The 13,052-nt window shown below is 65.6% G+C and carries 12 protein-coding genes; 6 read left to right on the forward strand and 6 right to left on the reverse strand.

The window, feature by feature from the left end:
• Positions 1 to 137 precede the first annotated feature (137 nt).
• Together QM612_RS10590 and hutI are read right to left on the reverse strand one after the other, a co-directional pair.
• A complete protein-coding gene (locus tag QM612_RS10590) occupies positions 138 to 1,340 on the reverse strand; it encodes a dipeptidase (RefSeq protein WP_415253856.1) in 1,203 nt (400 codons plus the stop codon).
• A gap of 17 nt (positions 1,341 to 1,357) precedes the next feature.
• Complete coding sequence (gene hutI / locus QM612_RS10595) at positions 1,358 to 2,575, reverse strand: imidazolonepropionase (protein WP_415253857.1); 1,218 nt, start codon at positions 2,573 to 2,575, stop codon at positions 1,358 to 1,360.
• Between the two features lie 124 nt (positions 2,576 to 2,699).
• On the opposite strand from hutI, the gene hutG reads away from it, so the two are divergent.
• A complete protein-coding gene (gene hutG, locus QM612_RS10600) occupies positions 2,700 to 3,650 on the forward strand; it encodes a formimidoylglutamase (RefSeq protein WP_415253858.1) in 951 nt (316 codons plus the stop codon).
• A gap of 74 nt (positions 3,651 to 3,724) precedes the next feature.
• On the opposite strand, the gene QM612_RS10605 is transcribed toward hutG, so the two are convergent.
• Together QM612_RS10605 and QM612_RS10610 are read right to left on the reverse strand one after the other, a co-directional pair.
• Positions 3,725 to 4,219 carry a methylated-DNA--[protein]-cysteine S-methyltransferase gene (locus QM612_RS10605; RefSeq protein WP_415253859.1) on the reverse strand — a complete coding sequence of 165 codons (495 nt, stop codon included), beginning with the start codon at positions 4,217 to 4,219 and terminating at the stop codon, positions 3,725 to 3,727.
• Positions 4,219 to 5,439, reverse strand: a complete 1,221-nt coding sequence (locus tag QM612_RS10610) for an ectonucleotide pyrophosphatase/phosphodiesterase (protein ID WP_415253860.1) — start codon at positions 5,437 to 5,439, stop codon at positions 4,219 to 4,221. The genes QM612_RS10605 and QM612_RS10610 overlap by 1 nt, the downstream gene beginning before the upstream one ends.
• Positions 5,440 to 5,544: 105 nt before the next feature.
• Here QM612_RS10610 and hutU point away from each other — a divergent pair, with 105 nt between their 5' ends.
• The 3 genes from hutU to QM612_RS10625 all read left to right on the forward strand — a co-directional run bounded on the left by hutU (position 5,545) and on the right by QM612_RS10625 (position 9,627).
• Positions 5,545 to 7,209: a urocanate hydratase gene (hutU, locus tag QM612_RS10615; RefSeq protein ID WP_415253861.1), complete on the forward strand. Its 1,665-nt coding sequence runs from the start codon at positions 5,545 to 5,547 to the stop codon at positions 7,207 to 7,209.
• A gap of 21 nt (positions 7,210 to 7,230) precedes the next feature.
• Entirely contained in the window at positions 7,231 to 8,880 is a 1,650-nt protein-coding gene (locus QM612_RS10620; protein ID WP_415253862.1) for an SWIM zinc finger family protein, read from the forward strand.
• Between the two features lie 87 nt (positions 8,881 to 8,967).
• Positions 8,968 to 9,627, forward strand: coding sequence for a glutathione S-transferase family protein (locus tag QM612_RS10625; protein WP_415253863.1), 660 nt, complete (start codon positions 8,968 to 8,970; stop codon positions 9,625 to 9,627).
• 6 nt (positions 9,628 to 9,633) lie between these two features.
• On the opposite strand, the gene QM612_RS10630 is transcribed toward QM612_RS10625, so the two are convergent.
• Positions 9,634 to 10,554 (reverse strand): LysR family transcriptional regulator, encoded by a 921-nt coding sequence (locus QM612_RS10630; RefSeq protein WP_415253864.1) that lies wholly within the window; start codon positions 10,552 to 10,554, stop codon positions 9,634 to 9,636.
• Positions 10,555 to 10,673: 119 nt separating this feature from the next.
• On the opposite strand from QM612_RS10630, the gene QM612_RS10635 reads away from it, so the two are divergent.
• Both QM612_RS10635 and QM612_RS10640 read left to right on the forward strand, forming a co-directional pair.
• Positions 10,674 to 11,588, forward strand: coding sequence for an alpha/beta hydrolase (locus tag QM612_RS10635; protein ID WP_415253865.1), 915 nt, complete (start codon positions 10,674 to 10,676; stop codon positions 11,586 to 11,588).
• An 11-nt stretch (positions 11,589 to 11,599) separates the two neighbouring features.
• Positions 11,600 to 12,742: an MBL fold metallo-hydrolase gene (locus tag QM612_RS10640; RefSeq protein ID WP_415253866.1), complete on the forward strand. Its 1,143-nt coding sequence runs from the start codon at positions 11,600 to 11,602 to the stop codon at positions 12,740 to 12,742.
• A 13-nt stretch (positions 12,743 to 12,755) separates the two neighbouring features.
• Here the strand turns inward: QM612_RS10640 and QM612_RS10645 are convergent.
• On the reverse strand, positions 12,756 to 13,052 hold a 297-nt coding region (locus QM612_RS10645), incomplete at its 5' end, for a DbpA RNA binding domain-containing protein (RefSeq protein ID WP_415253867.1).

The raw sequence follows: 13,052 nt of genomic DNA on the forward strand, positions 1-13,052 counted from the left end.
AAACGTCATCCCGGCGAAAGCCGGGATCCAGCTTTTTCAATGACTTACCAAAGAGCTAGATTGGACAAACATTCGTTTGTCAGAAGCGGCCGGCTTTCGCCGGAATGACGGCTTGTTCAGACCTTCCTTATGGGCGGTTACTTTCCCGCGCCGGCCTCGATCTGCGCCCAGGTGCGCAGCAGGTTGCCGCCCAAAATCTTGCGGATGTCGGCTTCGGAATAACCGCGCTGTTGCAGGCCGGCGACCAGATGGGGGAAGTCGGCCACGGTCTTGAGTTCGTTCGCCAGTTCGCCGCCCACGCCGTCGAAGTCGCTGCCGATGCCGACGTGGTCGATGCCGATCAGCTTCACCCCGTAATCGATCTGGTCCAGCACCTGCGCCAGCGTGCTCTGGCGGGTGGGATGCGCGCTGGCCCAGTCCTTTTCGAATTGCGCGCGATCCAGCTCCGGCTTGCCCTGCGCCTTGAGTTCGGCATTGCGGTGGTCGAAGTCGTTGCGCGCGCGGAAATGCGCCTGCGTGTCTGCGGCGCTGGCCGGATCGATGAAGGCGGTGCCGAAGGGAATCTGCACCACGCCACCCTTGGCGGCGACGGCCTTCGCCAGCTCGTCGCTGATATTGCGCTCGAAGCCCGGCGTGAAGTGGCGGAAGGCGGAATGGCTGGCGATCACCGGCACCTTGCTCAGCGCGATGGCCTCCGCCGCCGAGGCATCACCGAGGTGGGACACATCGACCATGATCCCGAGCCGGTTCATTTCCTTCACCACCTCGCGCCCGAACGGGCTCAGCCCGTTCCACTTCTTTTCGACCACGTAGGACGAGTCGGCGATGCGGTTGTTGGCGCTGTGCGCAAGGGTGATGTAGCGCACGCCACGGTCGAAGAAGAACTTGAGGTTTTCGAGCTTGTCGCCGATCGGTGCGCCATTCTCCATGCCCAGCGGCAGCAGCACGCGGCCACCTTCCAGCAGGCGCAGCGCATCCTTCGGCGAGGTCAGGATCGCGAACTTGTCGGGGTGCCGATGCGCCAGCGCTTCCACGCCGTCGATCATCGCGTTGGCGATTTGCCACGCACTGCCGCTGGCGTCCTGTCCCGGCGATGTGTAGATCGACATGAAGGCGATGTCGAGGCCACCTTCGCGCGCCTTCGGATAGTCGAACTCGCGGTCATCGGCGCGCGTGCCAAGGTCGGCCCATGTATCCATCAGGATGCCGGGTGCATCGACATGGGTATCAACGATGATCGCGTCCTGCGCCAGCTTGCGGGCGGCGTCCTGCGCCTGTGCGGCGGGTGCAAGCGCGGCAGCAATGGACAGCGTGATGGCGGCGGCGAGCATGTGGCGCATGGTGTTCTCCGTTGATGTCAGGTGAGCCGGCGACCGCCGGCATAGGCAGCGTGCAACAGTTGTCCACCCAGCCAATAGCACAGTGCCGCCGGTTGCTGCACGTGCCAGACGGCGAAGTCGGCGCGCATGCCGGCGCGCAGCATGCCGCGATCCGCAAGCCCAAGCGCTTTCGCTGCGTTGACGGTGGCACCGCGCAGGGCTTCCTCCGGCGTCAGCTTGAAGTGCGTGCAGGCAAGCTGCATCGCCTGTCGCAGCGACAGCAACGGCGAGGTACCGGGGTTGCAGTCAGTGGCGAGGGCCATCTGCACGCCGTGCTCGCGCAGCAGGTCCAGTGGCGGCAGTTTGGTTTCGCGCAATACGTGGAAGGCACCGGGCAGCAGCACCGCCACCGTGCCGCTTGCCGCCATCGCACGCACGCCGGCTTCGTCGGTATGTTCGATGTGGTCGGCAGACAGCCCGCCGTAACCTGCGGCCAATGCCGCGCCGCCGCCATCGCTCAACTGGTCGGCATGCAGTTTCACCGGCAGGCCAAGCGCGCGTGCGGCTTCGAACATCCGCCGCGTTTGCGCGGGCGAAAATCCGATCCGCTCGCAGAAGGCGTCCACCGCATCCACCAGTCCTTCGGCGTGCAATGCATGCAGCCAGCCGATCGCGGCGTCGATGTAGCCGTCGGCATCGCCTGCTGCTTCCGGCGGCAGTGCATGCGCGGCCAGATAGGTGGTGCGAATGCCGATGCCGAGTTCCTCACCAATGCGCCGTGCAACGCGCAGCATCTTGCGTTCGTTGGGCAGGTCCAGCCCGTAGCCTGACTTGATTTCCAGCGTGGTTGCGCCGTCGGCAAGCAGTGATCTTGCACGCGGCAGCGATTGCGCCAGCAGGTCATCCTCGCTGGCATCGCGCACCGCACGCACGCTGGAAACGATGCCGCCACCGGCACGCGCGATGTCCTCGTAGCTCGCGCCCTGCAGGCGCATCTCGAACTCCGCCGCGCGGTCACCGGCGAACACCAGATGGGTATGGCAATCGACCAGCCCCGGCGTGAGCAGCCTGCCCTGCAAGTCCTCGGTGTGTTCGGCAGTCGCATTTGCCGGCAGTGCCTGCATCGGCCCCAGCCAGTCGATGTGGCCATCGGCGCAGGCCAGCGCGCCGTCCTCGATCAGCCCGTAGCCGGCGTCCGCATCCAGCGTGACCAGCGTTGCGTGCGTGAGCAGCAGATCCCAGCGCTTGCCTGCCATGTGCGAATGCATCCCGATGCGCGTGCGACGTTCGATTATGGCAAATGCCGCGCCCGCTAGAATGGCGCTTTCGCTTGCCGGAGCCTGCCATGCAGCCGTCGAACCTATTGATGCCGGTGTTGCCATGAGCGCCGTGGAAAGCTGGGGTGGCCGCATCGACCTGCCGGAAGACGCTTCGACGCGGCGCTGGCACCAGTGGGTGCGTGCGCCGTTTGCCGGCGCTGCACCGGGCGTGGCGATGCTCGGTTTTGCCTGCGACGAAGGCGTGCGCCGCAACCACGGCCGCATTGGCGCGGCGGAAGGGCCGGCGGCGCTGCGCAGAATGCTGTCCAACCTGCCGGTGCTGGACGACGCGCCGCTGTATGACGCTGGCACCATCGCCTGCACGGATGGCGACCTTGAAGGCGCGCAGTCACGCTATGCGGACGCGCTGGCCGGCTTGCTGGATGCAGGCCACTTGCCGGTCGGCTTGGGCGGTGGCCACGAAATCGCCTTCGCCACCTACATGGGCATTGCGCGGCATTTGCGCGATGAACGTCCACGCTTTGCCATCGTCAACATCGATGCGCATTTCGACCTGCGCCGGCAGGAGCAGGGCAGTTCCGGCACGCCGTTCCTGCAGGCCATCGAGGATGCGCGCGCACGCGGCCTGCCGCTGGACTATCTGGTCTATGGCATCAGTGCCGCGTCGAACACGCGCGTGCTCTTCGACACCGCCGATGCGCTTGGCGTGCATTACGTGCGCGACGATGAACTCGGTCTGCTCGACCTGCCGCAGCGGCTGGCGGAACTGAAACAGAAATTGGCGGATGTCGATGCGATCTATCTCACCATCGACATCGATGGCCTGCCGCATGCGATGGCACCCGGCGTCAGCGCGCCAGCCGCGCGCGGTGTGTCGATGGAGGTGATCGAGCCGCTGCTGGATGCCATCGCCGCCACCGGCAAGCTGATCGCGATGGACGTGGCCGAAGTGTCGCCGCCGCTGGACCGCGACAACGTGACCGCGCGCGTCGCCGCGCGCTTGATTCATCGCGTTACCCATGCGGCGATGAAGGCATCGCGTATCGCGTAACCGTGCGTGCGGAGCGAGCTCCGCACCTACAGAGCAGCTTGCCGTAGATGCGGAGCTTGCTCCGCATGCAGGGGTCAGCCGAACAACCCCGACTGCTCCGGCAATGCACCTTCCAGCCGCAGCAGATATTCCTTCGTCGATAGCCCGCCGCCGAAGCCGGTCAGTGATCCGTCGGCACCGATCACGCGATGGCAGGGCAGCACGATGGGTAGCGGGTTGCGTCCATTGGCCGCGCCCACCGCGCGGGTGCCATTGGGATTGCCAAGACGCTGCGCCAGTTGCGCGTAGCTGATGGTTTCGCCGAAGGGAATGCGCGCAAGTTCGCGCCAGACCTGCAACTGGAAGTCGGTTCCCTGCGGCGCGAGCGGCAGATCGAACACGCGGCGCGTGCCGGCGAAGTATTCGCCAAGTTGCGCTTCCGCCGCCTGCAGGATGTCGCTGTCGCCGCCGTGCCAGTCGCCGCGATTGGCAGGGTGGCGGTTGTCGCGGAACTCGATGTGGCGCAGGCCGGTTGCGTCCGCCGCCAGCATCAGCGGCCCCACCGGGCTGTCGATGCGGCGGCAGAGCATCACTTCGTGTCTTTCAGTGCGGGCAGCAGGGTTTGCGCGTTGCCATCATTCGGCGCGGGCGTGATGCCGGCCAGCCGCGCCAGCAGTGGATACACATCGATATTGTCGAATGCGGGCAACACCACGCCCTGCCGGAACGCCGGGCCATGGGCGATGAAGATTGCACGCATCGACGGCAATGCCGGATCAAAGCCGTGCGAGCCGCGCGTTTCGCCGGTCTGGCGCTTGGCGATGGCTTCGCGCGGCAATACGTCCCAGCCTTCGTGCATCTGGCAGACGATGGCGGCGATGCGCGGATGCGTGCCGTAATGCCAGTGCGCCGGCAGCTCGCCCTTGCGCCAGCAGTCGTATTGCGCGTGCGCGCCAAGCAATTTGCGTTCGACCTGCGCCTGCAAGCCCGGATTCGGATTGATGCCGATCACCTGGCCCAGCGAGGTCACCTCCGCTTCCTCCATCGTCACCATGTCCTCGATGGCAAGCAGGCGCTCGGGCGTCACCGCCGCCATGCCGTGGTCGGACACCACGATCAGGTTGACGCGCAGGCCGCGTGCGTCCAGCCCGTCCAGCAGCCGACCGATGGCGCGGTCGGCATCGACCAGCGCATCGCGCACCTGTGGTGAATCGGGGCCGTGGGAATGGCCTTCGTGATCGACATGGTCGAAGTACAGCGTCACCACGCGCGGGCGGGTGGATGCCGGCTGTGACAGCCAGCCCAGCACTTCATCCACGCGCGCGTCGTAACTCACGCTGCCGTCGTAAGGTTTCCAGTAGGTCGGGTGGATGCCGCCAATCGGCGCTTCGCTGCCGGGCCAGAACAGCGTTGCCGCACGCTGGCCGGACTTGATCGCGCCGATCCAGATCGGCTCGCCGCCCCACCAGCGCGGATCGCCGACGGCTTCGCGGTCGGACAGCCGGAAGGTGCCGAGCTGCGCGTCACTCATGCTGTTGTGGACGATGCCGTGATGGTCGGGGCGCAGGCCAGTGACGATGCTGTAGTGGTTGGGGAAGGTCAGCGACGGATAGGACGGATTCATCCACTGCGCGCGCACGCCTTCGCCGGCGATGCGCGACAGGTTCGGCGTCAGCCCGCGTTCCAGATAGTCGGCGCGCAGGCCATCGATGGAAATCAGCAGGACGGGATCGGCGCTGCGGGTATCGGGACGGGTGGCGCAGCCGCCAAGCAGTAGCGCCAGTGCAAGGAGATGGAGGAGACGGGACATGCTGCCGATGATAGCGAACGGCCCGCTTCCCGGCCCATCCCGGCTGCACAGTCCGGCCCGGGGTGGATGCGATAATCGGCAGATTCCATGCAGGAGCTTTAAGCCATGTCCAGCCGCCTTGATCCGTCCCGCAGCATCCGCGCGCCGCGCGGCAATACGCTCACCTGCAAGTCGTGGCTGACCGAGGCACCGTTCCGGATGTTGCAGAACAATCTGGATGCGGAAGTGGCCGAGGACCCGGCATCGCTGGTGGTGTATGGCGGCATCGGCCGCGCCGCACGCGACTGGGACTGCTACGACAAGATTCTCGAAACGCTGAAAACGCTCGGTGACGATGAAACCCTGCTGGTGCAGTCCGGCAAGCCGGTCGGCGTGTTTCCCTCGCATGCGGATGCGCCGCGCGTGCTGATTGCCAATTCCAACCTGGTGCCGCATTGGGCCACGTGGGAGCACTTCAACGAGCTCGATAAAAAGGGCTTGATGATGTACGGCCAGATGACGGCGGGTAGTTGGATCTACATCGGCTCGCAGGGCATCGTGCAGGGCACCTACGAAACCTTCGTGGAGATGGGTCGCCAGCATTACGGTGGCAGTCTGCGCGGCAAGTGGATACTTACCGCAGGGCTGGGCGGCATGGGCGGCGCGCAGCCGCTGGCGGCATCGCTTGCCGGCGCGTGCAGCCTCAACATCGAATGCCGTCAGAGCAGCATCGACTTCCGCCTGCGCACGCGCTATGTCGATGAACAGGCCAATGACATCGATGATGCGCTGGCTCGCATCGCCAAATACACCGAGGCGGGCGAAGCGAAATCCATCGCCTTGCTCGGCAACGCGGCGGAGATCCTGCCGGAACTGGTGAAGCGCGGCGTGCGCCCGGACTGTGTGACCGACCAGACCAGTGCGCATGATCCGGTGCATGGCTACCTGCCCATCGGCTGGACGGTGGACGAGTGGCTGGAAGAACAGAAAGCGAATCCGGAAAGGGTGCGCGACGCCGCCAAGAAGTCGATGCGCGTCCACGTCGAGGCAATGCTGGCCTTCCACGCAGCTGGCATCCCCACCGTGGATTACGGCAACAACATCCGCCAGATGGCGCAGGATGAAGGCTGCGCCAATGCCTTCGACTTCCCCGGTTTCGTGCCGGCCTATGTGCGTCCGCTGTTCTGCCGTGGCATCGGCCCGTTCCGCTGGGTGGCGCTGAGTGGCGACCCGGAGGACATCTACAAGACCGATGCCAAGGTCAAGGAACTGATTCCGGACGATGCCCACCTGCACAACTGGCTGGACATGGCACGCGAGCGCATCCGCTTTCAGGGCTTGCCCGCGCGCATCTGCTGGGTGGGCCTTGGCCTGCGCCACAAGCTGGGGCTGGCCTTCAACGAGATGGTGCGCAACGGCGAGCTGAAAGCCCCCATCGTGATTGGCCGTGACCATCTGGATTCCGGCAGCGTGGCCTCGCCCAATCGTGAAACCGAAGCCATGCGCGATGGTTCCGATGCCGTCAGTGACTGGCCGCTGCTCAATGCCATGCTCAATGTTGCTGGTGGCGCGACCTGGGTGTCGTTGCACCACGGCGGCGGTGTTGGCATGGGTTACAGCCAGCACAGTGGTGTTGTGATCGTGTGCGATGGTTCCGAAGCCGCCGACAAGCGCATCGCCCGCGTGTTGTGGAACGACCCCGGCACAGGCGTGATGCGCCATGCCGATGCCGGCTACGAGATCGCGCAGCAATGCGCGAAAGAGCAGGGTCTCAAGCTGCCGATGTTGTAAACGATGAAGGGCCGGAACGAAATGGACGAAACGAGGCTGCCCGATGATGCCTGGCTGCGTCAGCAGGCCGGCGAAGGCGCGTTCAAGCGCGGCGTTGACTATTTCAAGCAAGGTGCGGTTGCGCTTACGCAGGTTTCCGGCAATGACCTGGCCGGAGAGGCCTACGGCAGCGAAACCTATCGCCTGTGGTTCAAGCAGGTAAACGGTGACTGGCGCTGGGGTTGCGATTGCCCGGCGGCGGACGGCGGGATGCTGTGCAAGCACCTGGTGGCGGCAGTGCTGACCGCCCGTGCCCTCGGTGCTGTCCAAGTAGTACCGGAGGATGCACCGCCCGAGCGCGGGCGCAGGAGGGCGGCAGACGGTTTTTCGGAGCTTTCGGCCTTCCTGCGTATGCAGACGGTGGAACGGCTGGCGGACTGGTTGCTGGCGCTGGCGCGTGAGGATCGCGGCATCGAAAAGCGGCTCTTGCTGCATCGCGCCGCCAGCGAGCCGGGGGCGATGCAGGACGCCTTGTCCAGCGTGCTGGCGACGGGCGGTTTCATGGACTACCGGCGCACGTTGGAATACGCGAGAAGACTTGCGGCTGCCATCGCCCAACTGGAAGAAGTCCTGCTGCGCGATCCCGTTGAATGCCGCGCGCTGTGCGAATACGCCTTGAAGCGATTGTTCAAGATCGTCGAGCGCGTGGACGATTCTGCCGGCGCAGTCGGCGGTTGCATGGCGGACATCGCGCATCTGCACGCGCGGGCCTGCAAGGCCGCGCCACCGGGAAAGCCACTGGCAAAGGCACTGTGGGCGCTGCAGGAAAAGGACGAGTGGCGGCTGCTGGAAATCGCCGATTATTGGGAGGTGCTGGGGGCGCAGGGGCAGGCCGCATATTCGAAGCTTGCGCTGGATGCCTTCGAGAAACTGCCGTCATCTGCGTCGGGGGAATGGGGGGCGCATCTGCTGAGAAACCGGGTGGAGGCGTTGGCCCGTTGCACCCGTGATTTCGATCTCTTGCAGCGCGTGCTGCGACGCGATCTGTCGCATCCACGCAACCATTTGCGCGTACTGGAAAGCCTGCACGAGTTCGGCCGCGCGCGCGAAGCGCTGGCGTTTGCGGAAGCGTCGGTCAAGCGCTTCCCGAAGGATGCGCAGTTGCGCGCCGCGCTTGCCCGCTGCCTGGCCGACGCTGGACTTGGCGACGAGGCGCTGGAACAGCTATGGGCGGCATTCGTGCAGCGGCCCGATGGCGAAAGCTGGGATGCGTTGAAGCAATGTGCGGGCAAGGATTGGCCGCGGTGGCGTGAGAAGGCATTGGCACATGCAACGGAAAAAGACGGTGCGCCTGTCAGCCTGCGCGTCCTGTTGCTGGCGCATGACGGCGCACTGGCCGACGCCATTGCGCTGGCGCGCAGCAAACCGGTGGACATGTTCGCCCTGCACAAGCTGGCCGACCGCGCGCGCGCTGTGGATCCGGCAGCTGCCGCCGAGTTCTACCTGCGCCTGGCGCGACCGCTCGCGGAGCAGTTGCACGGGCCTGGCCAGTACAAGGATCTGGTCTCGCTGTTGCAGATGTCGGCGAAATGCGCAACGTCAAAGCCACTACGCGATTTCGTTGCCGAAGTGCGTGCCGCGCATGCCCGCAAATCCAGGCTGATGGCGATGCTGGATGCGGCCGGGATGTAGCATTGCGCATGAACGCCGTGGCCCGTGTCGAAACCGGCCACACCCGTTCGTCATGGCAGTATCCATCCAACCCGATGAGGCAACGCCATGACGCTTGCGCTGTACGGCCACCCCTTTTCTTCCTATACGTGGAAGGTGCTGATCGCGTTGTACGAGAACGCCACGCCGTTTGAGTTCCGCTGCATCGCGCCGGAGCACCCGGACAACACCGCCGACTGGCTGCGACGCTGGCCGTTGCGCAGGTTCCCGCTGCTGCTGGACGGCGAGCGGCAGGTGGCGGAGACCAGCATCATCATCGAATACCTGCAACTGGCGCATCCCGGGCCGGTGCGGCTGTTGCCGGATGACCCGGCGGCGGCATTGCAGGTGCGCTTGCTTGACCGCTGTTTCGACCTGCATGTGATGAGCCCGGTGCAGGCGGCGGTGGCGGGTGCGCTGGGCCGGGACGGGTACGACCGCGACGGCGCGCGTGCATCCGCCGAGGAGAAGCTGGAACTGGCCTACGGCTGGCTGGAGGGCGAGCTGGCGGGCCGCATGTGGGCCTGTGGTGACGATTTCACGATGGCCGACTGCGCCGCCGCGCCGTCGCTGTTCTACGCGGACTGGGTTCATCGGATTTCCGATGCCTATCCGCTGCTGCGCGCCTATCGCGCGCGCCTGCTGGCACGGCCTTCGGTGGCGCGTGCGGTGGACGAGGCACGCCCGTTCCGCGTGCTGTTCCCGCTGGGTGCGCCGGATCGGGACTAACCTGCCTCAACCTGCCATCGCCGCGCGCTTCTCCACCAGAAAGTCGATCAGCGCGCGCATCTTCGCCGGCATCTGCACGCGGGTGGGTACGTACAGGTGGAAGCCGGCAAACGGGGCCGACCACGGGCGCAGCACTTCCACCAGCGTGCCGTCGGCGATGTGCGGACGCACCGCCAGTTCCATGTGCTGGACAAGGCCAAGGCCGAGCAAGGCCGCGCGCAGCATCGCATCGTCGTCGTTGACGGTGTAGCGGCCCTGCGGCTCGATCTCGAACTCGCGCGCGGGGTCGTCGGGTTCGCTCAACGACCATGGCAGGATGCCGGCGCTGGTGGTCAGGCGCAGGCGCACGCACGCATGCCCGGCAAGGTCGGCAGGTGTTTGCGGTGGTGGGTACCGAGCGAAATAGGCCGGTGCGCCGACGATCGCCATCCGCACCATCGGCGTGATCGGCACTGCCACCATGCCGGGGGTCAGGCTTTCACCCAGACGGATGCCGGCGTCGCAACCGTCGCTGACGATATCGCCGATGCCGTCGTCCAGCACCAGTTCCATCCGGATGCCGGGGTGGCGGCGGATGAACTCGGGCAGGTGTGGTTCCAGCAGGCAGCGCGCGGCCATGCGCGAGGTGTTGATGCGGATTTCGCCGACGGGCCGGCCACGGGTGTCGTCGATGGCCTGCACCGCGTGTTCCACCGCCTGCAGCGCGGGCGCGACCTGTTCCAGCAGCTGCCGGCCTTCCTCGGTCAGTGACACGCTGCGGGTGGTGCGATGGAGCAGGCGCACGTCCAGCTTGCGTTCCAGCGTGCGCATGGTCTGCGACAGCGCCGAGGGCGAGACATCCAGCGCGGTGGCGGCACGGGTAAAACTGCCGGCGCGGGCGACCTGCAGGAAGGCGGACAGGGCAGGGAGCAGGGAGGCGTCCATCATCGGTCAATTGTGAAGAAATGCTTCAAACAGATTGCAACTTTACCCTGTTTTTCGGTTGGGTTCGGGTGCGGAAAATGCACGCCGTGGCCCGATCCCCGGGCATCCATTGGAGCTGCAGCATGCAAACCGTCCAGTTCGAGAACCGCAATGGCCTGGGCACCACGCTCAATGCACTGGTGCATTTCCCGGAAAACTTCGACGCGAACAAACGCTACCCGGCGGTGGTGGTCACCCATCCGGGCGGCGGTGTGAAGGAGCAGACGGCCAGCCTGTATGCCAGCAAGCTGGCGCAGCACGGCTTCATTGCCATCGCCCATGACGCCACCTACCAGGGCGACAGCAGCGGCGCGCCGCGCCATCTTGAAAATCCGTTCGTGCGCAGCGAGGACATCAGCGCAGTGGTGGATTACCTGACCACGTTGCCCTTTGTCGATGCGCAACGCATCGGCGCGATGGGTGTCTGCGCAGGTGGCGGCTACAGCGTGAACGCGGCCATCTGCGACCGCCGCATCAAGGCGGTGGGGACGGTCAGCGCGGTCAACATCGGCGCGATGTTCAATCGCGGCTGGGATGGCACGCTTGATCCGGCTGCCGCGTTGCCTCTGCTGCAAATGGGGTCCGATGCGCGCAGTGTGGAAGCCGCCGGTGGTGAAGGTCCCAGCATCCCGTTTGCGCCGGCCACGCGCGAGCAAGCGCCAAACGCCGAACTTGCCGAAGCGTGGGAGTACTACCGCACGCCGCGCTGCCAGCATCCCAACTCGCCGGGCTATTTCCCCGCGCGCAGTTTCAATCTGCTGGTCACCTACGATGCCTATCACATGGCCGATGTGTTCCTGACCCAGCCCCTGCAGATCGTGGTCGGCAGCGAAGCCGGCAGCAAATGGATGAGCGATGACCTGCATGCGCGTGCGGCCAGCAAGGACAAGCATCTGCATGTCATCGCCGGTGCCAACCACATGCAGCTTTACGATGTGCAGCCGCATGTCGATGAGGCATCGGCAGTGCTGGTGGCGTTCTTCCGCGAGAAGCTTTGACACAGCGACCGATGGGTAAAGACAAGCGCGTCCTCACCGCAACCCGCGCGCGCCGCCGATCATGGCGGCGCGTGCTTGTCCTGTTCCTGCTTGGAGCCATCGCCTTGACCGTTGCAACCACCCAGCATGCGCCAGTGGGCGACTACACCGCTTCGCAACAGAATGCCGATGGCCGTTTCCGCAACCCGGTGCAGCCGCAGGCGGGCGAGTTGCCGGATTCGACGCTGCGCGTGTGGTGGAACTTTCTCTTCAACAAGCCGGACAACACCGAGCCGCATGCGCCGGTGCCGGTGCGCAGGCTCACCCGCGCCGAGCTTGACGCCGCGCCGGATCGCAGCCTGTACCGGCTGGGGCATTCCACCATCCTGATGAAATTGCGCGGGCAGTGGTGGCTGACCGACCCGGTGTTTTCCGAACGCGCATCGCCCGTGCAGTGGTTCGGGCCGAAGCGCTTCCACGCGCCGCCCATCGCGCTGGATGAATTGCCGCCGATCCGCGCCGTGCTGCTCTCGCATGACCATTACGATCATCTGGATCACGCCGCGATCAAGGCATTGGCCGGCAAGGTTGATCTGTTCCTGACCCCGCTTGGCGTGGGTGATCGCATGACCGACTGGGGTGTGCCGCGCGAGAAGGTGCAGCAGTTCGACTGGTGGCAGAACATCGGCATCGACGGCGTGCGTTTCACGATGACGCCCGCGCAGCATTTCTCCGGGCGCGGCCTGCGCGACGGCAACCGCACGCTGTGGGGGTCGTGGGCGATCAACGATGGCGACAAGCGCGTGTTCTTCAGCGGCGACAGCGGCTACTTCGCCGGCTTCGCCGAAATCGGGAGCCGGTTAGGCCCGTTCGACCTCACCCTGATGGAAACCGGCGCCTACAACGTGCAGTGGCCCTACGTCCACATGCAGCCGGCGCAGACTGTGCAGGCGCACATCGATTTGGGTGGGCGCTGGCTGCTGCCGATCCACAACGGCACCTTCGATCTTGCGATGCATGCATGGTTCGATCCGTTCGAGCAGGTGCTGCGTTTTGCTGGCGAAAAGGGCGTGGACGTGGCAACGCCTGTGATGGGCGAGCGCATCGACCTGAACGCGCCGCACGCGGGCGAGCGCTGGTGGCGCAGCGTGATGGCAGCGGAAGCAGCGCGCTGAGTGCCGTCTGCGCCTAGAGCCTGTTGACGCGGAACCTGCGGCCCTTGATCTTGCCCGCGCGCAAACGCTCCAGTGCAGTCCTTGCCTGCGCACGGGCGATGGCGACATAGCTGCGGGTCGGGAACACGTCGATCCTGCCGATGGCGTCCTTGTGCAGGCCGGCATCGCCGGTCAGTGCGCCCACGATGTCGCCGGGGCGCAGTTTGTCGGTGCGGCCTGCGTCGATGCGCAGGGTTGCCATCGCGGCTTGCGGCACCTCGCGTGGCTTGCCATCCAGTGGCGTGATGCGTTCGTAATGGATGGGTTCGCG

Origin of the sequence: Thermomonas sp., from assembly GCF_047606765.1 — a bacterium.
Lineage (GTDB): Bacteria > Pseudomonadota > Gammaproteobacteria > Xanthomonadales > Xanthomonadaceae > Thermomonas.